This is a genomic window from Paenibacillus sp. Y916 (assembly GCF_056786435.1).
The window spans coordinates 24,818-51,460 of record NZ_JBXCJA010000019.1 but is presented as its reverse complement, the minus strand read 5'-3'; the positions used below and the strand labels follow the sequence as shown (position 1 = coordinate 51,460).

General features: G+C 43.2%; 24 protein-coding genes, 1 pseudogene and 1 other annotated feature. All 25 genes and pseudogenes read left to right on the top strand.

Features of this window, described 5'->3' with window-relative positions:
• Window positions 1–131 precede the first annotated feature (131 nt).
• The 25 genes and pseudogenes from AC1TO9_RS24050 to tuf all read left to right on the top strand — a co-directional run bounded on the left by AC1TO9_RS24050 (window position 132) and on the right by tuf (window position 26,446).
• Window positions 132–1,220: a PIN/TRAM domain-containing protein gene (locus AC1TO9_RS24050; protein WP_482060699.1), complete on the top strand. Its 1,089-nt coding sequence runs from the start codon at window positions 132–134 to the stop codon at window positions 1,218–1,220.
• Between the two features lie 60 nt (window positions 1,221–1,280).
• On the top strand, window positions 1,281–1,976 hold the full coding sequence (ispD, locus tag AC1TO9_RS24045) for a 2-C-methyl-D-erythritol 4-phosphate cytidylyltransferase (RefSeq protein ID WP_482060698.1): 696 nt from the start codon (window positions 1,281–1,283) through the stop codon (window positions 1,974–1,976).
• Complete coding sequence (ispF, locus tag AC1TO9_RS24040; protein WP_482060697.1) at window positions 1,976–2,464, top strand: 2-C-methyl-D-erythritol 2,4-cyclodiphosphate synthase; 489 nt, start codon at window positions 1,976–1,978, stop codon at window positions 2,462–2,464. The genes ispD and ispF overlap by 1 nt, the downstream gene beginning before the upstream one ends.
• A 42-nt stretch (window positions 2,465–2,506) precedes the next feature.
• On the top strand, window positions 2,507–3,970 hold the full coding sequence (gene gltX, locus AC1TO9_RS24035) for a glutamate--tRNA ligase (RefSeq protein WP_482060696.1): 1,464 nt from the start codon (window positions 2,507–2,509) through the stop codon (window positions 3,968–3,970).
• A 638-nt stretch (window positions 3,971–4,608) separates the two neighbouring features.
• Window positions 4,609–5,271: a serine O-acetyltransferase gene (gene cysE / locus AC1TO9_RS24030; protein WP_482057788.1), complete on the top strand. Its 663-nt coding sequence runs from the start codon at window positions 4,609–4,611 to the stop codon at window positions 5,269–5,271.
• A gap of 38 nt (window positions 5,272–5,309) precedes the next feature.
• On the top strand, window positions 5,310–6,716 hold the full coding sequence (gene cysS / locus AC1TO9_RS24025; protein ID WP_482060695.1) for a cysteine--tRNA ligase: 1,407 nt from the start codon (window positions 5,310–5,312) through the stop codon (window positions 6,714–6,716).
• A complete protein-coding gene (locus AC1TO9_RS24020; RefSeq protein ID WP_482057786.1) occupies window positions 6,713–7,150 on the top strand; it encodes a Mini-ribonuclease 3 in 438 nt (145 codons plus the stop codon). The genes cysS and AC1TO9_RS24020 overlap by 4 nt, the downstream gene beginning before the upstream one ends.
• 45 nt (window positions 7,151–7,195) lie before the next feature.
• Window positions 7,196–7,942, top strand: a complete 747-nt coding sequence (gene rlmB / locus AC1TO9_RS24015; protein ID WP_482057785.1) for a 23S rRNA (guanosine(2251)-2'-O)-methyltransferase RlmB — start codon at window positions 7,196–7,198, stop codon at window positions 7,940–7,942.
• Window positions 7,943–7,947: 5 nt separating this feature from the next.
• Entirely contained in the window at window positions 7,948–8,469 is a 522-nt protein-coding gene (locus AC1TO9_RS24010) for an NYN domain-containing protein (RefSeq protein ID WP_482060694.1), read from the top strand.
• Between the two features lie 160 nt (window positions 8,470–8,629).
• Window positions 8,630–9,274 (top strand): RNA polymerase sporulation sigma factor SigH, encoded by a 645-nt coding sequence (gene sigH, locus AC1TO9_RS24005; protein WP_482057783.1) that lies wholly within the window; start codon window positions 8,630–8,632, stop codon window positions 9,272–9,274.
• Between the two features lie 440 nt (window positions 9,275–9,714).
• Window positions 9,715–9,864 (top strand): 50S ribosomal protein L33, encoded by a 150-nt coding sequence (rpmG, locus tag AC1TO9_RS24000; protein ID WP_082865682.1) that lies wholly within the window; start codon window positions 9,715–9,717, stop codon window positions 9,862–9,864.
• Between the two features lie 27 nt (window positions 9,865–9,891).
• The gene (gene secE / locus AC1TO9_RS23995) at window positions 9,892–10,083 is read left to right on the top strand and encodes a preprotein translocase subunit SecE (protein WP_482057782.1); all 192 of its coding nucleotides are present in this window, start codon (window positions 9,892–9,894) and stop codon (window positions 10,081–10,083) included.
• A gap of 22 nt (window positions 10,084–10,105) precedes the next feature.
• Window positions 10,106–10,642, top strand: coding sequence for a transcription termination/antitermination protein NusG (nusG, locus tag AC1TO9_RS23990; RefSeq protein ID WP_482057781.1), 537 nt, complete (start codon window positions 10,106–10,108; stop codon window positions 10,640–10,642).
• Window positions 10,643–10,709: 67 nt separating this feature from the next.
• Window positions 10,710–11,135, top strand: coding sequence for a 50S ribosomal protein L11 (gene rplK / locus AC1TO9_RS23985; RefSeq protein ID WP_482057780.1), 426 nt, complete (start codon window positions 10,710–10,712; stop codon window positions 11,133–11,135).
• 89 nt (window positions 11,136–11,224) lie between these two features.
• Window positions 11,225–11,917 (top strand): 50S ribosomal protein L1, encoded by a 693-nt coding sequence (gene rplA, locus AC1TO9_RS23980; RefSeq protein WP_482057779.1) that lies wholly within the window; start codon window positions 11,225–11,227, stop codon window positions 11,915–11,917.
• A 74-nt stretch (window positions 11,918–11,991) separates the two neighbouring features.
• Window positions 11,992–12,148, top strand: a sequence feature (ribosomal protein L10 leader region).
• A gap of 60 nt (window positions 12,149–12,208) precedes the next feature.
• The gene (gene rplJ, locus AC1TO9_RS23975) at window positions 12,209–12,712 is read left to right on the top strand and encodes a 50S ribosomal protein L10 (RefSeq protein ID WP_482057778.1); all 504 of its coding nucleotides are present in this window, start codon (window positions 12,209–12,211) and stop codon (window positions 12,710–12,712) included.
• Window positions 12,713–12,777: 65 nt separating this feature from the next.
• A complete protein-coding gene (rplL, locus tag AC1TO9_RS23970; protein WP_438348959.1) occupies window positions 12,778–13,137 on the top strand; it encodes a 50S ribosomal protein L7/L12 in 360 nt (119 codons plus the stop codon).
• 110 nt (window positions 13,138–13,247) lie between these two features.
• Window positions 13,248–13,862: a class I SAM-dependent methyltransferase gene (locus AC1TO9_RS23965; protein ID WP_482060693.1), complete on the top strand. Its 615-nt coding sequence runs from the start codon at window positions 13,248–13,250 to the stop codon at window positions 13,860–13,862.
• Between the two features lie 329 nt (window positions 13,863–14,191).
• A pseudogene (gene rpoB, locus AC1TO9_RS23960) lies at window positions 14,192–17,837 on the top strand (DNA-directed RNA polymerase subunit beta).
• A gap of 86 nt (window positions 17,838–17,923) precedes the next feature.
• On the top strand, window positions 17,924–21,538 hold the full coding sequence (rpoC, locus tag AC1TO9_RS23955) for a DNA-directed RNA polymerase subunit beta' (protein WP_482057775.1): 3,615 nt from the start codon (window positions 17,924–17,926) through the stop codon (window positions 21,536–21,538).
• A 167-nt stretch (window positions 21,539–21,705) separates the two neighbouring features.
• The gene (locus AC1TO9_RS23950; protein ID WP_482057774.1) at window positions 21,706–21,957 is read left to right on the top strand and encodes a ribosomal L7Ae/L30e/S12e/Gadd45 family protein; all 252 of its coding nucleotides are present in this window, start codon (window positions 21,706–21,708) and stop codon (window positions 21,955–21,957) included.
• 140 nt (window positions 21,958–22,097) lie between these two features.
• Window positions 22,098–22,517 carry a 30S ribosomal protein S12 gene (rpsL, locus tag AC1TO9_RS23945; protein ID WP_482057773.1) on the top strand — a complete coding sequence of 140 codons (420 nt, stop codon included), beginning with the start codon at window positions 22,098–22,100 and terminating at the stop codon, window positions 22,515–22,517.
• Window positions 22,518–22,562: 45 nt separating this feature from the next.
• Window positions 22,563–23,033: a 30S ribosomal protein S7 gene (rpsG, locus tag AC1TO9_RS23940; RefSeq protein WP_482057772.1), complete on the top strand. Its 471-nt coding sequence runs from the start codon at window positions 22,563–22,565 to the stop codon at window positions 23,031–23,033.
• Between the two features lie 44 nt (window positions 23,034–23,077).
• Window positions 23,078–25,156 carry an elongation factor G gene (gene fusA, locus AC1TO9_RS23935; protein WP_482057771.1) on the top strand — a complete coding sequence of 693 codons (2,079 nt, stop codon included), beginning with the start codon at window positions 23,078–23,080 and terminating at the stop codon, window positions 25,154–25,156.
• A gap of 99 nt (window positions 25,157–25,255) precedes the next feature.
• Window positions 25,256–26,446, top strand: coding sequence for an elongation factor Tu (gene tuf, locus AC1TO9_RS23930; protein ID WP_482057770.1), 1,191 nt, complete (start codon window positions 25,256–25,258; stop codon window positions 26,444–26,446).
• Window positions 26,447–26,643 lie beyond the last annotated feature (197 nt).

Below are 26,643 nucleotides of genomic sequence, written 5' to 3'. Positions count from 1 at the left end.
CGTGAGCACCGGAAGGACCGGGTGAATTCAATATTTGATGTCGAATAGACCTCTTGCTAACCTTCGTGATCAAAAGGTGACTTTTTGAACTACCTCTTATGGTAAATATTTTGGAGGAGGTGTGGGTAATCATGTTAAAAAAAGCTATTTTAGCATTCATTGGGCTATGTGGTGTTTGGTTTGGATATGCGATATATGGTTTATTAGGACGATCATTCCCGGATTGGATAACCCAATTTGGTGGAAGTGATAGTGTGGGAGGTAGTTTAGCCTTCGCAGCGTTAGGTGCTATTTTATTTATGTTGGTTGGCTCTGTAAGTGCAGAAAAGGCGGTTTACAGATTACATTCATTCGTCGGTTCTTTCACAACAATGCCTATGAATGAGTTGACGGCGGGGGCGGCTGGATTAACCGGAGGCCTCATACTAGCCCTGTTATTGTATCCTAGCCTTGGATGGCTTGGAACGGCAGGACAGTTGCTCGGAGTAGGAGTGACGCTTACATGTGGTTATTTGGGGCTTAGAATTGCTATGGAGAAAAAAGTTGAATTGGCGACATTATGGACATCTGGGAGATGGAGTCGGGAGGAACTTTCCGATGAAAGAAAACTAGAAGAGCATAAAATTCTCGATACGAGTGTCATTATAGATGGACGGATTGCGGATATCTGTAAGACGGGCTTTATAGAAGGGACGATTGTTATTCCTGAGTTCGTTCTTGAAGAGTTACAGCATATCGCCGATTCATCGGATCTACTTAAGCGTAATCGTGGCCGCAGAGGTCTTGATATTTTGAACAAAATTCAGAAAGAATTAGATATTAAAGTGTTAATCTACGAGGGGGATTTCGAAGAAATATCGGAAGTCGATAGTAAACTTGTGAAGCTGGCTAAGGTGTTGAAGGGGAAAGTGGTTACGAATGATTACAACTTGAACAAAGTCTGTGAGTTGCAAGGTGTTTCAGTACTGAATATCAACGATCTTGCGAATGCAGTTAAGCCTGTCGTGCTTCCAGGTGAGGAAATTATGGTTCAGGTGATCAAAGATGGCAAAGAACATGGGCAGGGTGTAGCTTATCTTGATGATGGAACGATGATTGTTGTGGAAGGTGGACGTGAATATATCGGTATGCTGATGGAAGTGTTGGTGACAAGCGTTCTTCAGACCTCTGCAGGACGAATGATCTTTGCGAAACCGAAACTGTTGGAAAAAGCCCAGTAGAAACGGTATGATGGAGATAACTATTTCCTAGTACATGGGAAGGAAGACAGGGGTATCATTATGGACAAGGGTCTGGGAATCGTTATTGTATCGGCGGGTAAAGGTTCTCGAATGGGTACTGAAGAAAGTAAACAGTATCTTATGCTTACGGATAAGCCGATTATTATTCACACACTAGAAGTGTTCAATAGGTTACCTTTGGTGCAAGAGATTGTATTGGTAACGGGTCAGGAAGATGTCGACCGCGCTGAGGCATGGGTACAGAAGTATAGCTTGGACAAAGTAGTCAAAGTTATCTCAGGGGGAAGCGAGAGACAACATTCTGTATACAAGGGCTTATTAGAGATCCATACGGAATGGGTCATGATCCACGATGGGGTAAGGCCGTTTGTGGAAGAGTCCGATATTGAAGAATGTTATGAGGTCGCCCTTCGCGTCGGTGCTTCTGTATTAGCTGTCCCTGTGAAGGATACAATTAAGCAAGTTGATGGATCGGGTATTATTGTGGCGACGCCAGATCGTCAAAGTCTGTGGGCTATTCAGACCCCACAGACTTTTCGTGTTTCAGATCTTCTGAGGGCCCATAAGGAGGCACAGGGTGCGAAGTTCGTAGGAACTGATGATTCGATGCTAGTGGAGCGCTTAGGCATTCCTGTCGCTGTCGTACAGGGGAGCTATGCCAACATCAAGTTAACGACGCCTGATGATTTGGAGTATGCAGCATTTATAGAGAATCGTAAAGGAGAGGGAAAATAATGATACGAGTAGGACAAGGGTTTGATGTGCATCAATTGGTTGAGGGTAGACCATGTATTATTGGTGGGGTTACGATACCCTATGAGTTAGGTCTAGTAGGACATTCGGATGCTGACGTGCTTCTGCATGCAGTCACAGATGCGATCCTTGGAGCGCTAGGTCTAGGGGATATCGGGAAGCACTTTCCAGACACAGATCCTCGTTATAAGGATGCTGACAGTCTGAAGTTATTAGAAGAGGTATGGGCTCTTGCCAAAGAAAAAGGTTATCAACTTGGCAATATTGATTCGACGATTATGGCTCAGAAGCCGAAGATGGCACCTTATATTCCTCAAATCGTGGAAGTGATCGCCAAGGCGCTTGAAGCGGACGTGACTCAAGTTAATGTGAAAGCAACGACAACGGAGCAATTAGGATTCGTAGGAAGAGGCGAAGGGATCGCCGCCCAATCTGTTGTATGCTTAACCCGAAATATGCTATCATCTTAAAATATAAATGACGTGTAAGATTGACGAATTGGAGGGATAATAATGACCAATGCAGTGCGCGTACGTTATGCACCGAGTCCAACCGGACATTTACATATTGGTAATGCAAGAACGGCTCTTTTTAACTATTTATTTGCTCGCCATCTAGGCGGGAAGTTTATTATTCGAATTGAAGATACGGACTTGAAACGAAATGTAGAAGGCGGAGAAGAGAGCCAACTGAAATATTTGAAGTGGCTGGGCATGGAATGGGATGAAAGTATCGATGTAGGGGGCGAATATGGGCCCTATCGCCAGACAGAACGTCTTGATATTTATCGAAAGTACTGGCAGGAACTGTTGGATAAAGGTTTTGCCTATCGTTGCTATTGTACAGAAGAGGAACTGGAACTGGAGCGGGAAGAACAGATCGCTCGTGGGGAAACGACTCGTTATTCAGGTAAGCATCGTCATTTAACCGAAGAACAACGCCGTGCATTTGAAGCGGAAGGTCGTGTAGCGAGTATACGTTTCCGTGTGCAGGAAGATAGAACTTATACTTTCGAGGATATCGTTAAGGGAAGTATTTCTTTCAACACAGATGAGACAGGTGATTTCGTTATCGTGAAGAAGGATGGGATTCCAACCTATAACTTCGCCGTCGTTATCGATGACCATCTCATGGAAATATCGCATGTACTGCGTGGAGAAGATCATATATCTAACACACCACGTCAGTTGATGATTTATGAAGCGCTTGGTTGGGACGCACCGTTGTTCGGCCATATGACTTTGATCGTGAATGAACATCATAAGAAGTTGAGTAAACGTGATGAGTCGATTGTGCAGTTCATTGAGCAGTATGATCAATTGGGATATTTACCGGAAGCGTTGTTTAACTTTATTTCCTTGCTCGGCTGGTCGCCAGAGGGTGAAGAGGAGATGTTCGTTAAAGATGAGCTAATTACGATATTTAACGCGGAACGTTTGTCTAAGAGCCCGGCTGTGTTCGATCAGAATAAATTAGCTTATTTGAACAATCATTATATTAAACAGGCAGATCCAGATCGAATTGCTAAGTTAGCCATCCCACATCTGCAACGTGCAGGCAGGTTGCCAGAGGAATTGAATGAGGAGCAGGAAGCATGGGCGAAGTTGCTTATTGCACTCTATCAGGAACAACTGAATTCAGCTTCTGATATTGTGGCATTGTCTGAGATGTTCTTCCGTGCTGACATTGAACTGGATGCGGAAGCGAAGGCTATTCTTGCAGAAGAACAGGTGCCAACAGTATTGTCAGCTTTTCTTGCTAAGTTGGAAGGAACAGACGAGTTCACCCCAGCAAAGATGGCCGTTCTGATTAAAGAAGTTCAGAAGGAATCAGGGTTCAAGGGCAAGCAATTGTTCATGCCAATTCGCGTAGCTTTGACAGGTCAGATGCATGGTCGTGATCTGAATCAAACGATCTACCTGCTTGGATTGGATAATGTGAAGAACAGACTGAAGTCACAAATTATTGGATCATAACATATCTTGTGAAAAGTGCGTGTTCAAAAAGTCGACTTTTCAGCACCGAGAAGATTGGATGAAGCAAGGGAGAGAGGAGCGGAGCGTAGGCAGTACCTACGTGAGCACCGGAAAGACCGGCTGAATTCAATATTCGATGTCGAGTAAGCCTCTTGGTATACATCGTGATCAAAAGATGACTTTTTGAACAACCTCTAAAAGGATATTGTGCTAGGTTGGCGGATGGAGTATTATGAGACTTGAGAGTATATACGAATAGCTAGGATCAGGAAAAGTACGTTACTGTGGCATGATCCAGAGAGGATAACCAGGAGAGTTCATACTCGCCTAGTGCTGTGAGTTATCCATATGTCGGTAATCGAAATGCGCCTGTGAGCTGATTGATCGAGCGAAGGAGAGGGGTTCTATCCTGACGTTAGATCATTTCCGGATCGTCACCCGTTATTGGACGCTAAGAAGAGATGCAAGTCATGTTAATAATATAAATTATTAATGTGATGAACAGCTCAAGCAGAGTGGAACCGCGATCAACGCCTCTGCAGCGTATGCTGCAGGGGATTTTTTGATTTCTATAAGTGATAATATGGACACAAGCAGCGAAATAAGGAGAACCGAAAAGTGTCGAAGAGGAGAACGATATGTTTAAGAACATGAAATCAGATATCCAAGCGGTATTTGAAAACGATCCTGCGGCTAGACGATTATTCGAGGTCATCTTCACCTATTCGGGACTTCATGCCATTTGGGCGCAGCGGATTGCACATAGCTTCTACAAACGCCGTTGGTTTACAATAGCACGGATCATCTCGCAAGTCAGTCGATTCATGACAGGGATCGAAATCCATCCTGGTGCCACAATCGGAAATAGATTGTTTATTGACCACGGGATGGGCGTCGTTATTGGGGAGACATGTGAAATTGGAGATGACGTGGTCATTTACCAAGGGGTGACTCTTGGAGGGACAGGTAAGGAAAAGGGCAAACGCCATCCTACTATTGGTAATAATGTCGTCATTGCCTCAGGAGCCAAAGTATTAGGTTCTTTTACGGTAGGTGACCAATCTAATATTGGAGCTAACTCTGTTGTTCTGAAAGAGGTCCCACCGAATAGTACCGTAGTAGGTATTCCGGGTAAAATTGTTAAGAAGGATGGAAGACGCGTTGATCGCCTCAGTCATCAGTTACCCGATCCCGTCGTGGATGCTATTCGTTTACTTCAAGGAGAGATTGAAGCGCTTCGTATCGAGCTGGATCATGTGAAGCGGGAAAATCAGCAGTTACATGGGCAAGTCAAAGAATAAGAATAAGAATAAGAACAAGAACGAGAGGATTTGAATACATGGCACTAAAAATGTATAACACGCTAACCCGTAACAAGGAACTCTTTGTGTCACAGGAACCCGGGAAGGTGAAAATGTATGTATGCGGACCAACCGTCTATGACTTTATTCACATCGGTAATGCTCGTCCAATGATTGTATTTGATGTCGTTCGAACTTATCTAGAACAACTAGGTAATGAAGTGAATTATGTTGTGAACTTTACGGATGTGGATGACAAATTAATTCGTAAAGCAGAACAAACAGGTAGTACCGTGCCAGAGGTAGCGGATACATTTATCGGTGCTTATTATGAAGATTTAGAGGGGTTAGGATTGACTCGTGCTACGATTAATCCACGTGTTACGGAGAATATAGAATCGATCCTTGAGTTTATAAAGGAGCTTGAGAAGAAGGGATTCGCCTACGAGAACGGTGGAGATGTATTCTATCGTACTCATAAATTCAAGGAATACGGTAAGTTATCTCATCAGAATGTAGAAGAATTACAGTTCGGTATTCGCATTGGTGTGGATGAACGCAAAGAGAACCCAGAGGACTTTGTGCTATGGAAGGCTGCTAAGCCAGGGGAAATATCTTGGTCAAGTCCATGGGGAGAGGGAAGACCGGGATGGCATATTGAATGCTCCGCTATGGCTCGTCGATATTTAGGAGATACTATCGATATTCATGGGGGGGGACAAGATTTACAATTCCCACATCATGAATGTGAGGTAGCCCAGACGGAAGCGTTGACGGGCAAGACATTCGCTAATTATTGGATGCATAATGGATATATCAATATAGACAATGAAAAGATGTCTAAGTCGCTAGGCAATGGTATATTGGTCAAAGATTTGCGTAAACAGTATAAATGGGAGTCGATTCGTTACTTTATGCTATCTAGCCAATATCGTAATCCACTGAATTTCAATAACGAAACGATTAACCAAGCGGAGAAGAGTACAGAACGAATTCGCAATGCGGTCGACAATCTCAAACATCGATTAACTTCTATTATAGTGAACATGACGGATGCTGTTGATGAGTCATTGCAGGTCAGACTTTCGGATATTCTAGAAATGTATCATGCCAAAATGCAGGATGATTTCAATACAGCAGATTCGATTACGGCTATGTTCGAATGGGTAAATGAAGCCAATTCCTTATTGGAACATCCCGTTGTGAAAGCTGTCGATATATACGCTTTATTGCATGTTTTTGATGAAATGAATCAAGTACTGAGATTGTACGCTGTGAATGAAGCTGAACTGATCGATGAAGACATTGATAAGCTTATTGCTGACCGAGAACAGGCTCGTAAGGATAAGAATTGGAGTCGTGCTGATGAAATCCGTGATTTACTTGCTTCCCGTGGAATTATATTAGAGGATACAGCGCAAGGTATGCGCTGGAGACGGAAATGAGCGAGGGAAATGATCTGAAGCTATTTGAGAATGGATTGTATCCATTTCCCCCCGCAAAGAAGGCGAATCTGCTTCCACCCATTGTATTAGCCTATATTGGGGATGCACTTTATGAAGTAGCGGTACGCCAATATCTGATCTCTAAACCGAATCTGCGACCACATCATCTTCATACCTCGGCAACGAAGATGGTATCAGCGAAGGCACAGAGTAGAATCGTAGCGCATCTTGAGACGTTCTTAACGGAAAAGGAGCGAGATGTCGTTAGACAAGGGCGCAATGCCAAATCGGGAAGTGTTCCTAAGAACGCGGATGTGTTGGAATACCGCCATGCTACAGCGTTTGAATCTCTAATAGGATATCTGTACTACACGGAACAGATAGAAAGAATGAATGAATTAATCCTGTTAAGTATTCAGTATATAGATCAATAGTATTTTTTTAAAAAATGAACGTGGAGAGAAGGAGGAATAAACAATATGGAAGAGGAAATGATCGCAGGAAAGCATTCTGTTACCGAAGCTCTTCGCTCGGGAAGAAGCATTAATAAGATATGGATATCTGAAAATGCACAGAAGCATTTAACATTACCCATTATCGCTGAAGCTAAAAAACGCGGGGTTGTTATTCAACAAGTGGATAAACGAAAGTTGGATCAATTGGTCCCAGATGTTCAGCATCAAGGGGTGGTAGCTCAAGTTGCTCCATATGAATATGCGGAAGTGGATGACATTCTAGCTATTGCTGAACAAAAAGGTGAGGTACCCTTCTTGTTGTTGCTCGATGAAGTCGAAGATCCTCATAATTTGGGTTCTATTTTACGGACTGCAGACTGTACTGGAGTACATGGTGTTATTATTCCCAAACGTCGTTCTGCTCAAGTGACGGCAACGGTATCTAAAACATCTGCGGGTGCTGTTGAATATGTGCCAGTAGCGCAAGTGACCAATTTAGGACAGACTATTGATAAGTTGAAAGAATCGGGTATTTGGGTAGTGGGTACTGATGTTGAAGCTGTGCAGGAAATATATGAAACGGATGTATTCGTAGGTCCTTTAGCCGTCGTTGTGGGCAATGAAGGCAAAGGTATGGGGCGATTGATCCGAGAGAAATGTGACGTATTAGTGAAACTGCCTATGGCAGGTAAGATTAACTCGTTAAATGCTTCTGTAGCTGCCGGAGTAGTGATGTATGAGGTGCTGCGCCAACGTCGTAAGCCAGAGTAGTATATATGGCAGACTTGCGGGATGTGCTTCTTGTAGATGCATACAACATGATTGGGGGATGGCCCGAACTTGCCCAATTGGCAACAAAGAGTATGCAAGAAGCGAGGGATCGTCTACTTGAGCGGCTAGCAAATTATCAGGCATTTTCAGGAAGACAAATCATTGCAGTCTTTGATGCTTATCGTGTCCCTGGTTTAGGAAAGTCCTTCTCTCAGAGTAAAATACAAGTCTTTTTCACGAAAGAAAAGGAAACTGCCGATGAAACCATTGAACGGTTAGTGGGTGAAATGACTCGTAGGCGACGTCAGATTTATGTGGCAACGAGCGACTTAATTGAGCAGCATGTTATTTTTGCTAAAGGGGCACTTCGCCTATCCGCTCGTGAACTTCTTATTGAAGTTGAGAATTGTGAGCGTGAAATTCAGAAACAGATTGAACTAGATAAGTATGTCTCTAAAGGCAATACATTAGATGCCAAATTGAGTAAAGAGCAGCGGATACTGTTCGAACGTTGGCGGCGCGAATGAAGATGAGGAATATATTACAAACTTCAAACTCTTGACAATCTTGTTATAGATGGCCTTTACTGGTTATGTTGTGGTTGACGTTCATAGGTTACATCATATATACTGGTGCTATATTTCACAGAGTAACGGTGTACCTTTCGTTGCAACCGGGGGGATTCTGGTGAGTGTCGACTTGAAGGATTTAATGGTGTCAGATTATGTGTCTCTCAGTGATGAGGACATTGTCCAAGCTTTCCGCTTAGGGGAGAGTGAAGCACTGGAGTTCTTGATCAACAAGTATAGAAATTTTGTACGTGCTAAAGCCAGATCCTATTTCTTGATTGGTGCTGATCGTGAAGATATCGTTCAAGAAGGAATGATTGGGTTATATAAATCGATAAGGGATTTCAGAGCGGATAAGCAGTCCTCGTTTAAAGCTTTCGCCGAATTATGTATTACAAGACAAATTATTACGGCGATTAAGACAGCTACTAGACAGAAGCATATTCCATTGAATTCATACATATCGTTGGACAAGCCCATTTATGATGAAGATTCTGATCGAACGTTGCTAGATGTTATTTCAGGGACACAAATATGTGACCCGGAGCAACTAGCTATTAACAAAGAAGAGTTCATGGGTCTTGAAGACAAAATGTCGGAAATTCTAAGTGATTTGGAACGTAAGGTTCTTATGTTGTATTTGGATGGCCAATCCTATCAGGAAATATCGGTAGATTTGGACAGACATGTGAAGTCGATAGATAATGCACTTCAGCGTGTGAAGCGTAAGTTGGAGAAATATTTAGAGATAAGAGATAACTGAACAGACGCTCAGATTAGAAAGGCTCGATAACGAGTCTTTTTTTTATCACATGATGGAATGCCAATGTTTAGGCCCTGCAAGAATGACGATACTAGTACAGAATTGCAGGCGGATACTTAAGTAATAGGAAATTAGGATTGTGACGATTTCTAGCAGTGCGAGTTCAAAAGGTAGGCTTTTTGGATAAACTCTCAAATAGGAATATGTGGTTATGAATGAAGCCAATCTTTCGTTGACATGATATGAGCCATGTGATAAAGTGGTTTAGGTAAGCCTAAATTCGCGTGGTTTTAATGAATAAGAGAGCAAAAGTCATCTTGTATTCTTTCTTATTCATCTCGCAGAAACGGCTTTTTCTTTCAGCAATGGAAGTGAAACTGTTTCTAATTGGGATCAATATAGAGTCTTCTTAAAGGAGACATCTACGGGAGGTGCACATCATGCGGGTAATTATCACTTTGGCTTGTACGAATTGCAAACAAAGAAACTACGCAACCACGAAGAACAAGCGGAACCACCCCGACCGCATGGAGATGAAGAAGTTCTGCAAGTATTGCAACGAGCAAACTCCTCATCGCGAAACCAGATAAGTTAGTCTTATTGGAGGTGTAGTCGGCGTGAAACGCAGATTCAAGTCAATTTTTTCCTTTTTCTCTGAGAGCTGGGCTGAACTTAAAAAGGTTCGCTGGCCTAATCGTAAAGAACTGACGAACTATACTCTTATAGTTATTGGGACTGTTACGTTTGTCACTATTTATTTTTGGGTGCTCGACATCGGTATTTCCGCTGTGATCGAAGCGATTATTTAAGAAGGGTCCCAGGTGGCATGATATGGAAAAAAGCTGGTATGTTGTTCATACCTATTCAGGGTATGAGAATAAGGTGAAAGCCAATTTAGAAAAACGCGTAGAGTCTATGGGTATGGAAGATAAGATATTCCGTGTTCTTGTTCCGATGGAAGAAGAACTCGTAAACAAGGATGGCAAGATTAAGACTGTCATGCGTAAAGTTTACCCCGGATATGTCATTGTCGAAATGATCCAGACTGATGATTCTTGGTATGTTGTTCGCAATACACCAGGAGTGACAGGTTTCGTTGGTTCGACTGGCTCAGGTTCTAAACCTACAGCCCTGCTTCCAGAAGAAATGGAGCAGATTCTCAAACATATGGGAATGAATGAACCGAAGCCCCTTGTCGAATTTGAACTTAAGGAATCCGTTAAGATTAAAGTCGGTCCTTTTGCGAATTTCGTCGGCTCCGTGGAAGAAATTTTGGTGGACAAGAGTAAGGTCAAGGTACACGTTAATATGTTTGGACGGGAAACCCCAGTTGAGTTGGATTTCGACCAAGTGGAGAAGATTGATTAATCTTTAGGTTTCTTGTGGGAGGGCAGCGATGTCCGCTTACCACTATTGAGTCAAGGAGGTGTTTTACATGGCAAAAAAGGTAATCAAAATTGTAAAACTGCAAATTCCTGCAGGTAAAGCGAATCCGGCACCACCGGTAGGTCCAGCGTTGGGTCAAGCAGGTGTCAACATTATGGCATTCTGTAAAGAGTTCAATGCTCGTACAGCGGATCAAGCTGGATTGATTATTCCAGTAGAGATTTCGGTGTTCGAAGATCGTTCCTTTACATTCATCACCAAGACTCCTCCTGCTGCAGTTCTACTTCGCGTAGCTGCAAAGATCGAGAAGGGTTCTGGCGAACCGAACAAGGTGAAAGTTGCTACAGTTAAGCGTGCAGTAGTACGTGAAATCGCTGAGCAAAAAATGCCTGACCTTAATGCTGCATCCGTTGAGGCTGCTATGCGTATGGTTGAAGGTACTGCCCGCAGTATGGGTATCACAATCGAAGAATAGTTTTAGATTTTTCTACGACACGCAGGTCTGTATATGGCCGGCAATATGTGGGAGGAATTTCCGCTAAAACCACAAAGGAGGAACATTTCATGGCTAAACATGGTAAGAAATATCAAGAAGCTGCTAAGCTAATTAATAGCGAAACAGTATATGAGCCTTCAGAAGCCGTAGCATTGGTGAAAAAGGTAGCGACTGCTAAATTTGACGAAACTGTTGAAGCAGCTGTTCGTTTGGGTGTTGACCCTCGTAAACAAGATCAAGCCGTTCGTGGTGTAGTTGTCTTGCCTCACGGCACAGGTAAAACACAACGCGTATTGGTATTTGCAAAAGGTGACAAAGCGAAGGAAGCGGAAGCGGCTGGTGCAGATTTTGTTGGTGATCTAGATATGATCAACAAAATTCAACAAGGCTGGTTCGATTTCGATGTCTGCGTAGCTACACCTGACATGATGAGTGAGGTTGGTAAACTGGGTCGTCTGCTTGGTGGTAAAGGTCTAATGCCTAACCCTAAAGCTGGCACAGTTACTTTTGATGTTGCTAAGGCTGTTCAAGAAATTAAAGCCGGTAAGATCGAATATCGCCTTGATAAAGCAGGTCAAATTCACGCGCCAATCGGTAAGGCTTCATTCTCTGAAGAACAGTTGAATGAGAACCTTAATTCGTTGATTGAAGCGTTGAACCGTGCAAAACCAGCATCTGCTAAAGGTGTGTATCTGAAGGGGATTGCTATTTCCTCGACGATGGGTCCAAGTGCACGTGTGAATGCAGCTTCTTACAAATAAGATTATTATGTTGACTTGTTCAGTGTAATTTGATAATATGTAAAAGTTGTTGTGAATGACTTGGTATTGTATTATAAAGTTGAATATGCTTACCGTAGACAGTAGGTGCCTGTGGCATAAATTCCTACCGAGGTGTTGTGATAGAACGTCAGTAATGGTTGGACGAAAGTCCTTACAAATGATGATTCATCAGGCCTTCGTAGATTCTGCGGAGGCTTTTTAAATGCCTAAGTAGGAATAGTCAGTGGTATGAAGTACTGCTGCATAGTAATTGATCAGGAGGTGTAGAGAATGGCAAATGCAAAAACTATTCAAGCTAAACAAGATTCCGTTGATATCGTTACAGCAAAGATACGCAAAAGCGTAACAACTGTTGTTGCCGATTATCGGGGATTGAACGTTACTCAAATCACTGAATTGCGTAAGCAACTTCGTGAAGCGGGTATTGAGATGACAGTATTGAAAAACTCTTTGTTGCGTCGTGCGACTGCCGCTACTGAACTTACAGAATTGGATGACGTTCTAGTTGGTCCAACTGTAGTAGTGTTTGGTGGAGAAGATGCTGTAGCACCTGCAAAAATTCTTAACGATTTCGCTAAGAAGAATGTTGCATTGGAATTAAAAGGTGGTATCGTTGAAGGTAAAGTCGTAAGCGTTGATCAAATTAAAGCGTTGGCTGAACTTCCTTCTCGCGATGGACTTCTTTCCATGCTTCTCAGCGTATTGCAAGCGCCTGTGCGTAACTTCGCACTTGCGGTTAAAGCTGTTGCTGAAAAAGAAGAACAAAGCGCGTAAGCACTTTGAATCTTGTGAGTTCCGTAATAAAAAAATTATTTTAATATAAAATTGGAGGTTCCACCATGACTAATGAACAAATTTTGGAAGCAATTAAAGGTATGTCTGTATTGGAATTGAACGATCTTGTTAAAGCAATCGAAGAAGAATTCGGAGTAACAGCAGCAGCTCCAGTAGCTGCAGCAGGTGCTGTTGCAGCAGTTGCTGAAGAGCAATCTGAATTTGACGTAATCTTGACAGGCGCTGGCGCTTCTAAGATCAACGTTATCAAAGCAGTTCGCGAAATTACTGGTCTTGGCTTGAAAGAAGCAAAAGACTTGGTAGATAACGCTCCAAAAGCATTGAAAGAAAAAGTATCTAAAGAAGAAGCAGAAGCTGTACAAGCTAAATTGGTAGAAGTAGGCGCTTCTGTAGAAGTGAAATAATATCTACATCTAATTTCTGTGAGCAGCAATGCTTGCACATATTCAAAAAAACAAACCCCTTGAATTTAGTTCAAGGGGTTTGTTTCTAATTGAAGATTCGGAGGATTAGGATGCCACAGCATTATTATTCGAACCAACCGGAATCAGAGCATGATCGCAGGACCATTGATGAGCAATTAAGAGGAGTGAAGTATCGCTTCATAAGTGATGCTGGAGTGTTCTCGAAAAAAGGTGTAGATTTCGGTAGTAAAGTATTAATTGAAGCTATGGACTTACCGGTTGGAGCTGAAGTGCTTGATGTGGGATGCGGTTATGGCCCGATTGGACTTGCAGCGGCACGGTTAGTGGAGAATGGACACGTGACCATGCTGGATCTTAATGCGAGGGCGATCGAACTAGCTAAGGAGAATGCTCAACTGAACGGGATCACGAATGTTACGATTATGGAAAGTGATTTATTTACTGCAGTGAAAGGGAGAAGTTTCGATGTTATTTTAAGTAATCCTCCAATTCGTGCAGGTAAGGAAACGGTTCATGCCATATTTGAACAGGCTTATCATCAATTGCGAGAAGGTGGCGCACTGTGGATTGTTATTCAAAAGAAGCAGGGAGCTCCATCGGCAAAGGAAAAGTTAGAACAATGTTTCGGAGAAGTGCAAGAAGTGACGAAGGAAAAAGGATATCGTATATTCAAGGCTATAAAACCTTGGAATAATCCGCAATAAGTCTATTGACTTGACATTTCAGATGTGATACTATTATGGAATGTCAGTATTAGGATAGGCTTCTTGTCTTTAGTTTGCTCAAATATATTGACCTGTGTTAGTTAAATAACATAGACAGTATATGTCTAAGTGTGGTATGTGGAGCTATTCTATTGAGTCTGAGGTCTGTGTGATGTAAGACCCACTGGAAAGTGCTTCTTGTTCGGAAAATTTCGGGTAAGGGCTTTTCTTGATTTGTGGGAGTTCCTCTGTATGGTTTCATTATAAATGTCCAAACAGAGGTTCGCAATGTATTTTTAAAGTGAGTAGACATGAGGGGTGAGTTAAAGTTGGCGGGACATCTTGTTCAGTATGGTCGACGCACTCGGCGAAGTTATGCACGAATTAACGAAGTACTCGAAATTCCGAACCTGATTGAAATCCAAGAGAAATCTTATCAATGGTTTCTAGAGGAAGGATTGCGGGAGATGTTTCACGATATTTCGCCGATCCAAGATTTCACAGGTAATTTGGTTCTGGAGTTTATAGACTACAGCCTTGGTGAGCCTAAATATAACATGGACGACGCTAAAGAGCGTGACGTCACGTATGCGGCTCCGCTACGCGTTAAGGTAAGACTCATCAATAGGGAAACAGGAGAAGTCAAAGAACAAGAAGTGTTCATGGGCGACTTCCCATTGATGACGGAGACTGGTACATTTATTATCAACGGTGCAGAACGGGTAATTGTCAGTCAGTTGGTACGCTCTCCTAGCGTCTATTTTAGCACCAAAATCGACAAGAATGGTAAAAGGAATTACACAGCAACAGTGATTCCTAACCGTGGAGCATGGCTAGAACTGGAGACGGATGCGAAGGATATCATGTATGTCCGTATTGATCGTACTCGTAAAATACCAGTAACGGTTCTACTTCGCGCATTAGGTTTTGGTAGTGATGCTGAAATTCTAGATTTGATAGGTGACGATCCGTATATCCGTAATACACTGGATAAAGATAACACGGATTCAACGGAGAAAGCGCTCATAGAAATTTACGAACGTCTTCGTCCGGGTGAACCTCCTACACTTGACAATGCAAAGAGTCTTTTGGTAGCACGGTTCTTTGATCCGAAACGTTATGATCTAGCTAATGTAGGTCGTTATAAGATTAACAAAAAACTACACATTAAAAATCGCTTGTTCAATCAAAAGTTGGCGCAAAATTTAGTTGATCCAGAAACAGGAGAGATTTTAGCTGAATCCGGTCAAATGGTAGATCGCCGCTTGTTGGACGAACTGATCCCTTATTTGGAAAAAGGTGTTGGCCTTAAGACATATCATGTAGCTAACGGCGCGCTTGATGCAGATGAAGTACCACTTCAAAGCATCGATGTCTTTTCTCCTATTGAAGAGGGTAAAGTTATCAAAGTGATTGGTAATGCTAATATTGATAAATCAATTAAGAATATTACACCGGCTGATATTATTTCATCCATCAGCTACTTCCTTGACTTGCTTCAAGGCGTAGGGAACACAGATGACATTGACCACTTAGNCAATTAAGAATATTACACCGGCTGATATTATTTCATCCATCAGCTACTTCCTTGACTTGCTTCAAGGCGTAGGGAACACAGATGACATTGACCACTTATGTAATCGTCGTTTGCGTTCTGTTGGTGAGTTGCTTCAGAATCAATTCCGCATAGGACTTTCAAGAATGGAACGTGTTGTCCGTGAAAGAATGTCCATTCAGGATGCGAACGTTATTACGCCACAAGCGTTGATTAACATTCGACCTGTCATTGCATCGATTAAGGAGTTCTTCGGTAGTTCACAGTTGTCACAATTTATGGATCAGACTAATCCACTTGGTGAATTGACGCATAAACGTCGTCTATCCGCTTTAGGACCCGGCGGTCTGACTCGTGAACGTGCTGGCTTTGAAGTTCGTGACGTCCATCCGAGTCATTATGGTCGGATGTGTCCAATCGAGACGCCGGAAGGTCCGAATATCGGGTTGATTAACTCATTGTCTACATTTGCCCGTGTCAATGAATATGGCTTTATTGAAGCTCCATATCGTTGGGTGGATCCGAAGACAGGGATTGTTACGGAACATATCGATTACCTTACTGCTGATGAAGAAGATAACTATATCGTCGCTCAGGCGAACGCTGTATTGACAGAAGATAGTAAATTTCGTGATGACACTGTCATCGTGCGTTATAACAAACAAGCGGATAATATTCTGACGATGCCAAGCGATCGCGTCGATTATATGGATGTATCTCCTAAGCAAGTGGTATCGGTCGCTACGGCACTGATTCCGTTCCTTGAGAATGATGACTCCAACCGTGCGTTGATGGGATCTAACATGCAGCGCCAAGCGGTGCCGCTTCTAATTCCTAAAGCGCCATTGGTTGGTACAGGGATGGAACATAAAGCAGCGAAAGACTCTGGTGTGTGTATTGTATCCAATTATGACGGTATTATTGAACGATCTTCTGCCAATGAGATTTGGGTGCGCCGTGTTGAAGTTGTAGACGGCAATGAAGTGAAGGGTGATATCGAGAAACATAAACTCCATAAATTTATGCGTTCGAACCAAGGAACCTGTATTAACCAACGTCCAATCGTTAACAGAGGAGATGTTGTGAAAAAAGGGGACATCCTTGCAGACGGACCATCTACGGAAATGGGCGAACTTGCTCTTGGACGTAACGTAGTGGTTGCATTCATGACATGGGAAGGTTACAACTACGAGGATGCTATTCTTCTGAGTGAGAAGATGGTTAAAGAAGACGTATATACTTCAATTCATATTGAAGAATATGAGTCGGAAGCTCGTGATACGAAGCTGGGACCTGAAGAGATCACGCGTGATATCCCTAACGTTGGGGAAGATGCACTTCGGAATTTGGATGAGCGAGGCATTATCCGCATCGGTGCTGAGATCAGCGCTGGCGACATCCTAGTTGGTAAAGTTACACCGAAGGGTGTAACGGAGTTGACTGCAGAAGAACGTCTGCTTCATGCTATCTTTGGTGAGAAGGCTCGTGAAGTGCGTGATACCTCTCTACGGGTTCCTCATGGTAGTGATGGTATTATCGTGGACGTGAAGGTATTCACCCGTGAGAACGGCGATGAATTACCTCCAGGTGTTAATCAAATGGTTCGTGTGTATATTGCACAGAAACGTAAAATTTCTGAAGGTGACAAAATGGCAGGGCGCCATGGTAATAAGGGTGTTGTAGCTCGCATTTTGCCTGAAGAAGATATGCCGTTCCTTCCAGATGGTACACCAGTTCAAGTTGTACTGAATCCGTTGGGGGTTCCGTCTCGTATGAACATCGGTCAGATTCTTGAGGTGCACATTGGTATGGCAGCGATGCGACTTGGTATTCATGTGGCGACGCCGGTATTTGATGGTGCGAATGAGGAAGACGTGTTTGATACAATGGAAGAATCGGGTATGCAACGTAATGGTAAAACGAAATTGTATGATGGGCGTACGGGTGACTTGTTTGAACGTGAAGTTACTGTAGGTGTCATGCATATGATCAAGTTAGCACATATGGTTGACGATAAAATCCATGCTCGCTCCACAGGTCCTTACTCTCTCGTTACACAGCAGCCGCTGGGTGGTAAAGCTCAGTTCGGTGGTCAACGTTTCGGAGAGATGGAAGTATGGGCATTGGAAGCTTATGGTGCCGCGTATACATTGCAAGAAATCTTAACAGTTAAATCCGATGACGTTGTAGGTCGGGTGAAGACGTACGAATCCATCGTCAAAGGTGAGAATGTGCCGGAACCAGGTGTTCCAGAGTCATTTAAGGTTCTAATTAAAGAACTTCAATCCCTTGGTATGGATGTTAAGATCCTTAGTGGTGATGAGCAAGAAATCGAGATGAAAGAACTCGATGATGAAGATGAGGTATCGGGCGATAAGCTGAGCCTCAACTTGGAAGGCGCAGAAGTCGGACGGGAATAAAAGAAATGTGGTCGGCGGTTGGGCTTGCCTTACTGCCCGACTCACGTTACTTACTAATTTAGTACTAGATTAAGGAGGGTTGCTCCTTGTTGGACGTTAATAATTTTGAATACATGAAAATCGGGCTTGCTTCTCCCGAGAAGATTCGATCATGGTCCCGCGGAGAAGTTAAAAAACCGGAAACGATTAACTATCGTACGCTTAAACCGGAAAAAGAAGGCCTATTCTGTGAAAAGATCTTTGGCCCAACGAAAGACTGGGAATGTCACTGTGGTAAGTACAAGCGTGTCCGTTATAAAGGCGTTGTCTGTGATCGTTGTGGCGTTGAAGTCACACGGGCGAAAGTTCGTCGCGAACGTATGGGACACATCGAACTTGCAGCACCTGTATCTCATATCTGGTATTTCAAAGGAATTCCAAGCCGGATGGGTCTAGCTTTGGATATGTCTCCAAGATCACTTGAAGAGATCATATACTTCGCATCATATGTTGTAACAGATCCTGGTGAAACTCCGCTGGAGAAGAAACAACTCTTGTCTGAGAAAGAATATCGTAGCTATCGTGAGAAATATGGTTACGGATTCCATGCTGGCATGGGTGCAGAAGCTGTCAAGAAACTTTTGCAGGATATTGAAGTGGATAAAGAATTAGTATTCCTAAAAGAAGAACTCCGTACTGCACAAGGCCAACGTCGTAATCGTGCGATTAAGCGCCTTGAAGTCATTGAAGCATTCCGTAATTCTGGGAACAAGCCAGAGTGGATGATCATGGATGTGCTACCGGTTATTCCTCCTGAGCTTCGTCCGATGGTACAGTTGGATGGTGGACGTTTCGCAACGTCTGACCTGAATGACTTATATCGTCGTGTTATTAACCGTAACAATCGGTTGAAGCGTCTACTTGATCTTGGAGCGCCTGACATTATCGTTCAGAACGAGAAACGTATGCTTCAAGAAGCTGTGGATGCTCTAATTGATAATGGCCGTCGTGGTCGTCCGGTTACGGGTCCTGGTAATCGTCCATTGAAATCTCTAAGCCATATGCTTAAAGGTAAACAAGGGCGTTTCCGTCAGAACTTACTAGGTAAACGTGTTGACTATTCTGGTCGATCCGTTATCGTCGTAGGTCCGTATCTGAAGATGTACCAATGTGGTCTTCCTAAGAAAATGGCTTTGGAATTGTTCAAGCCTTTCGTAATGAAAGAATTGGTTAATAAAGGCCTTGCTCATAACATTAAGAGTGCCAAACGCAAAGTTGAACGCGTAAGCCCTGAAGTATGGGATGTGCTTGAAGAAGTTATTAAAGAGCATCCAGTTTTACTGAACCGTGCTCCTACGCTTCACCGATTGGGAATTCAGGCGTTTGAACCGATTCTAGTTGAAGGTCATGCTATTCGACTTCATCCACTCGTATGTACGGCGTATAATGCCGACTTTGATGGTGACCAAATGGCTGTTCACGTTCCATTGTCTGCTGAAGCCCAAGCGGAAGCACGTATTCTTATGTTAGCATCAGGTAACATACTGAATCCGAAAGATGGTAAGCCAGTTGTTACACCTTCTCAGGATATGGTTCTGGGAACATTCTATCTAACGATGGATAACAAAGAAGAAAAAGGTACTGGGTTGATTCTGAGAACTGTAAATGAAGCTATATCTGCGTACCAACGGGGATTAGCTGGTCTACATGCGCGTGTAGCGATTCCTGTTAAGGCTCTGGGTAAAACTAACTTTACAGAGAAACAGCAAGACGCGATGTTACTTACAACGATCGGTAAGATTATCTTTAATGAAATCTATCCAAGTAGCTTCCCGTATATTAACGAAGCGACACGTGAGAACTTATTCCAAGGGACACCTGAACAATACTTCGTATATGAGAAGGGTGCGGATATTCGTCAGCTAATGATGGAACTTCCGACAGCTGGGGCAATAGGTAAAGAGTATCTAGGACAAATCATTGCTCGTTGTTTCGAGACTTACCATACAACGGAAACATCCATTATTCTGGATGATATTAAACAACTTGGATTTACGTACTCAACACGTGCGGGTATTACCGTCGCTGTGTCTGACGTTATCGTTCCTGAAGAGAAGGACGGAATCCTTCGTGAATCTGATGCGAAAGTTTCTGTTGTTACGAATCAGTACCGTCGTGGTTTGATTACGAATGAAGAGCGATATGACAGAGTTATTGATATTTGGTCCAAGACGAAAGATGAGCTTACAGATGTGCTCATGAAATCGATGGATCGTTATAACAATATTATGTTGATGGTTGACTCTAAAGCCCGTGGTAATAAATCGCAAATCACGCAGTTGGGTGGTATGCGGGGTCTAATGGCCAATCCATCAGGACGTATCATAGAGATTCCGATTAAATCGAACTTCCGTGAAGGGTTGACTGTACTAGAGTATTTCCTATCTACTCACGGAGCGCGTAAAGGACTTGCCGATACTGCACTGCGTACAGCCGATTCAGGTTATCTAACGCGTCGTCTCGTTGACGTTGCACAAGATGTTATTGTGCGCGAAGAGGACTGTGGTACGGATAAAGGATTTAGCGTATCTAAGATTCAAGATGGTAAAGAAGTTATTGAGGATCTATATGACCGTATTGAAGGGCGTTATTGCTTCGAGACCGTTCGTCATCCAGAGACAGGTAAGGTCATTGTTAAGCGCAATGAACTAATTGACTCTGATAAAGCGAGTGCTATTGTCGAAGCTGGCGTTGAGAAACTACAAATTCGTTCTGTTCTTAGTTGTCGTGCTCGTCACGGTGTATGTAAGACTTGTTACGGACGGAATCTAGCTACTGGTAAGCACGTTGAGATTGGTGAAGCGGTTGGTATTATCGCGGCACAATCTATCGGTGAACCAGGAACTCAGCTTACGATGCGTACGTTCCATACCGGTGGTGTTGCCGGGGACGATATTACACAAGGTTTGCCGCGTATTCAAGAGCTCTTTGAAGCACGGATTCCGAAAGGTCAAGCAACAATCAGTGAAATTGATGGTGTTGTTAAAGAAATTCGCGAAACCAAAGACCGTCGTGAAATTGAAATTCAGGGTGAAGCTGAGACAAAAACGTACCTGGTTACTTACGGCTCTCGTCTTCGTGTTAGCGAAGGACAGGAGATCGAAGCTGGGGACGAGTTGACGGATGGTTCGATTGACCCGAAAGAAATTTTACGGATCAAAGGTATTCGTGGCGTACAGAACTACATTCTGCAAGAAGTACAACGTGTATATCGTAACCAAGGTGTAGAAATTAACGATAAACACATTGAAGTTATGATTAAACAGATGCTTCGGAAGATTCGTATAGTGGATGCTGGAGAGACTACGCTCCTTCCAGGTGCATTCTCGGATATTCATGAATACGAAGCAGCTAATAAAGTAGCTATTCTATCTGGTAAAGAACCAGCAGTTGCTAAACCAGTTCTTCTTGGAATCACGAAAGCTTCTCTAGAGACCGATTCATTCTTGTCGGCAGCATCCTTCCAAGAGACGACTCGCGTATTGACAGATGCCGCTATCAAGGGTAAAGTCGATAAGCTTCTCGGCTTGAAGGAAAATGTTATTATCGGTAAGTTGATACCTGCGGGTACAGGTATGAATCGTTATCGTAGTGTGACATATGCTGATCCAGAAGGAGTTAACAAAGATAAAGAAGCAATGGAAGCTGTTACAGTAGAATAAAGGTAGTGGTTGCATTGAGGTCATGGTGTAATGTACATGGCTTCAATGCACCGACTATTATAAACAAAGATTCAAGAAACTTCTTGACATCATTAATATTGGGTGCTAATATATCATAGGTGCACGAGTAGTTTCGTCATGCCTGTTCTTTTGGAGGAATCGTAAAGATGTCTAATGATAAAGGATTGCAGGATCTTCATGTTCGAATCGGTACTAAACAAACCACAAGAACTGTGGAGTTAGGCCAAGCTACAGATGTTTATGTAGCATTAGATGCGGATCAACGGCTTATTTCAAAGATTGTAGCGCTATGCGAGAAGCATAGTGTGAACATAACGTATGTGGATACCATGGTTGAATTGGGCGAAGCATGCAGCATTGAAGTGGGTGCAGCAATGGCTGCCGTCATTAAACAATAGTTTTGAGAGACGTTTTTGTTACGGAGGAGAGATATTCTTTCGGCAAGAACTTTTCATTTGTCTTTTTATGAACCGCCTGGCTCTGTGGACTTGGGAAAGGTTATAAAGGGACATTAATATGGGAAGGGGGTGGCAACAAAATGCCAACAATTAATCAGCTAGTTCGTAAAGGACGCCAATCCAAGATTTACAAGTCTAAATCCCCAGCATTGCATAAAGGGTATAACGCTTTGAAGCGTGAAGAGACTGGATTAACGGCTCCGCAAAAACGTGGCGTTTGCACTCGTGTAGGTACAATGACTCCACGTAAACCAAACTCCGCACTTCGTAAATATGCCCGTGTTCGTTTGACGAATCGCATAGAGGTGACTGCTTATATTCCAGGAATCGGACACAACTTGCAAGAGCACAGTGTCGTATTGGTTCGTGGAGGAAAAGTGAAGGACCTTGCAGGAGTACGTTATCACATCGTTCGTGGTGCACTTGATACTGCAGGTGTTAACAATCGGATGCAAGCTCGTTCCAAGTACGGTACGAAACGTCCGAAAGTCAAAAAATAATAGTGAATCCTGAAGGGTTCAATGATTTAAGAAAGGGGGATATCCATGCCACGCAAGGGTCCAGTTACTAAAAGAGACGTATTACCAGATCCGTTGTATAACAGCAAGTTAGTTACACGTCTAATCAACCGCATCATGTTGGATGGTAAGAGAGGTACTGCTGCAACAATTCTATACAATGCGTTCAAGCTTATTCAAGAACGTACGGAGAAAGATCCGATGGAAGTGTTTGAGGCTGCTATCAAGAATATCATGCCAGTTCTAGAAGTTAAAGCTCGTCGTGTAGGAGGTTCTACTTACCAGGTACCACTAGAAGTGAAACCTGAGAGACGTACAGCTTTAGGTCTACGTTGGCTCGTGAACTACTCTCGCAACCGCGGAGAGAAGACAATGGAAGAACGTTTGGCAGCAGAAATTATTGATGCTTCCAACAACACAGGCGCTGCTGTTAAGAAGCGCGAAGATACACATAAAATGGCTGAAGCGAACAAAGCGTTTGCTCACTACCGTTGGTAGAATTTGTTTTATAATAAACGAGATGTTGAAGGGAGACTATTTTTATGACAAGAGAGTTCTCCTTGAATAATACACGTAATATTGGGATCATGGCTCATATTGACGCAGGTAAAACAACTACCACGGAGCGAATCTTGTACTATACAGGCATAACGCACAAAATCGGTGAAACACACGAAGGTGCTGCGACTATGGACTGGATGGAACAAGAACAAGAGCGCGGAATTACGATTACTTCCGCAGCTACGACCGCTTCTTGGAAAGGTCACCGCGTCAATATCATTGATACCCCGGGACACGTTGACTTCACAGTTGAAGTTGAACGGTCTCTTCGTGTGTTGGATGGGGCAGTAGGTGTGTTCAGTGCAAAAGAGGGCGTAGAACCTCAGTCCGAAACCGTATGGAGACAGGCTGACCGTTATGGCGTACCACGTATTGCATACGTGAACAAGATGGATATCATTGGTGCTGAGTTTCTAAACGTAATTGATGCTATGCGTGATCGTCTTCGTGCGAATGCGGTGGCTATTCAATTGCCAATTGGTGCAGAGAATAACTTCATCGGTATTATTGACCTAATTGAGCAAAAAGCTCATATGTATAAAGATGATATGGGTCAAAATATCGAAGTTGTTGAAATACCAGAAGAGTATAAAGCTCAAGCAGAAGAACTTCGTGCAGAACTAGTCGAAAAAGTGGCAGAGTTGGACGAAGATTTGACAATGAAGTTTCTTGAAGGTGAAGAAATTACAATTCCAGAAATAAAAGCGGCACTTCGTAAAGGTGTTGTTGATACGAAGATATTCCCAGTTATCTGTGGATCTTCTTATCGCAACAAGGGAGTTCAGCTAATGATGGATGCTGTTGTTGATTATCTTCCAGCACCAACCGATGTACCAGCTATTATTGGTCATTTGGAAGATGGTACAGAAACTGTTCGTCATTCTGATGATAATGAGCCATTCTCAGCGCTTGCATTTAAAATTATGACTGACCCTTACGTGGGTAAACTTACGTTCTTCCGTGTATATTCCGGTGTATTGAATTCCGGATCATATGTACTGAATGCAACGAAAGGTAAACGCGAACGGATCGGACGTATCCTTCAAATGCATGCCAACAGCCGTCAAGAAATTTCCATAGTTTACTGTGGAGATATTGCTTCAGCTGTAGGTTTGAAAGATACAAGTACAGGTGATACACTATGTGATGAGAAATTCCCGGTAATTCTTGAATCAATGGACTTCCCGGATCCAGTTATCTCTATTGCAGTTGAACCTAAAACTAAAGCAGACCAAGATAAGTTGGGTGTAGCTCTCGGTAAATTGACTGAAGAGGATCCAACATTACGTGCACATACAGATGAAGAGACAGGCCAGACGATTCTGGCAGGGATGGGTGAGCTTCACCTAGACATCATCATCGAGCGTATGCGTCGTGAATTCAAAGTCGAAACCAATGTGGGTAAACCACAGGTTGCTTATCGTGAAACATTCCGTACGCCAGCACGTGTAGAAGGTAAGTTCGTACGTCAGTCCGGTGGTCGTGGTCAATACGGTCACGTATGGGTTGAATTCGAACCACTTGAAGCAGGTACTGGTAACCAATTCGAAAGCAAGGTTGTCGGTGGATCTGTTCCTAGAGAATATGTCGCTCCAGCTCTTGCAGGAATTGAAGAAGGAATGAAGAATGGTGTCATTGCAGGCTTCCCGCTTGTGGACGTTAAAGCAACTATCGTTGATGGTTCTTACCATGATGTCGATTCCAATGAAATGGCGTTTAAGGTTGCTGGTTCTCTAGCGCTCAAAGCTGCTAAAGATAAGTGTAAGCCAGTTCTTCTTGAGCCAATCATGAAGGTAGAAGTTACAGTGCCTGAAGAGTACATGGGTGATGTAATGGGTCTTCTGAGTTCCCGTCGAGGACGGATTGAAGGTATGGACGCTCGTGCAGGAGCACAGGTTGTTCGTGCTAAGGTTCCTCTTTCCGAAATGTTCGGATACTCAACAACGCTTCGCTCTGGTACGCAAGGACGCGGTGTGTTCTCAATGGAGCTTTCTCATTATGAAGAAGTTCCGAAGAGTATCTCCGAAGAAATTGCTGCGAAGCATAAAGGTGAAGAATAATTCAAGTTTTCCATACAGAACGGAGTTAAAGGTGAACCTGCCTAGCTCTGCGATGTATGAACATAAACAATTTATATATTGAAGGAGGATGTATTTAAAATGGCAAAGGCTAAATTTGAACGTAATAAAACACACGTAAATATCGGTACTATTGGTCACGTCGATCACGGTAAAACGACTTTGACTGCTGCAATCACTACTGTATTGTCTACAACTTACGGGGGTGCTGCAATCGCGTTTGATCAAATCGATAAAGCTCCAGAAGAGCGCGAACGTGGAATCACAATCTCTACATCTCACGTTGAATATGAAACTCCTACACGTCACTATGCACACGTTGACTGCCCAGGTCACGCCGACTATGTTAAGAACATGATCACTGGTGCTGCTCAAATGGACGGGGCTATCCTAGTTGTATCTGCAGCTGATGGTCCGATGCCACAAACTCGCGAGCACATCTTGTTGTCTCGTCAAGTTGGTGTTCCTTACATCGTTGTATTCTTGAACAAATGTGACGTTGTTGAAGACGAAGAGCTTCTTGAATTGGTTGAAATGGAAGTTCGTGACCTGTTGAACGAGTATGATTTCCCAGGTGACGATACTCCTATCTTCAAGGGTTCTGCACGTGAAGCATTGGCTAATCCAACTGGAGAATGGGCTCAGAAGATCGTTGAGATGTTCGAAGTGATCGACGTTTATGTACCAGATCCAGTTCGTGACACTGACAAACCATTCTTGATGCCTGTCGAGGACGTATTCTCTATCACTGGTCGCGGTACCGTTGCTACAGGTCGTGTAGAGCGTGGAACTGTTAAAGTCGGAGAAGAAATCGAAATCATCGGTATCGTTGAAGAATCCAAGAAATCAGTTGTTACTGGTGTGGAAATGTTCCGTAAATTGCTAGATTCCGCTCAAGCTGGTGACAACATTGGAGCATTGCTTCGTGGTGTTGACCGTACAATGATCGAGCGTGGTCAAGTACTTGCTAAACCAGGTACTGTTAAGTCTCACACAGAATTCGCTGCACAAATCTACGTGTTGTCCAAAGAAGAAGGAGGACGTCATAAGCCTTTCTTCACAGGTTACCGTCCACAGTTCTACTTCCGTACAACTGACGTAACAGGCGTTATCTCATTGCCAGAAGGTACTGAAATGGTTATGCCTGGTGATAACATCGGTGTTACTGTTGCATTGATCAACCCGATCGCGATCGAAGAAGGAACTAAGTTCTCTATTCGTGAAGGTGGACGTACTGTTGGTGCGGGCGCCGTTGCAACTATCACTAAGTAATAAAGGACTTCGGTCTTTAATCATAAGCAACAGTGTACTGTAACGAGCAACATTGTGATGTGAACGCAATTACAATAGAGGGTCTTGTCCTCCATGGATAAGACCCTCCATTTTCTTTTCAATAAGTTTGAAATAATACTTGCATAATCTCTTACTATTATATATAATAATGAATGTTGTTCTGAGACGTTGCGATG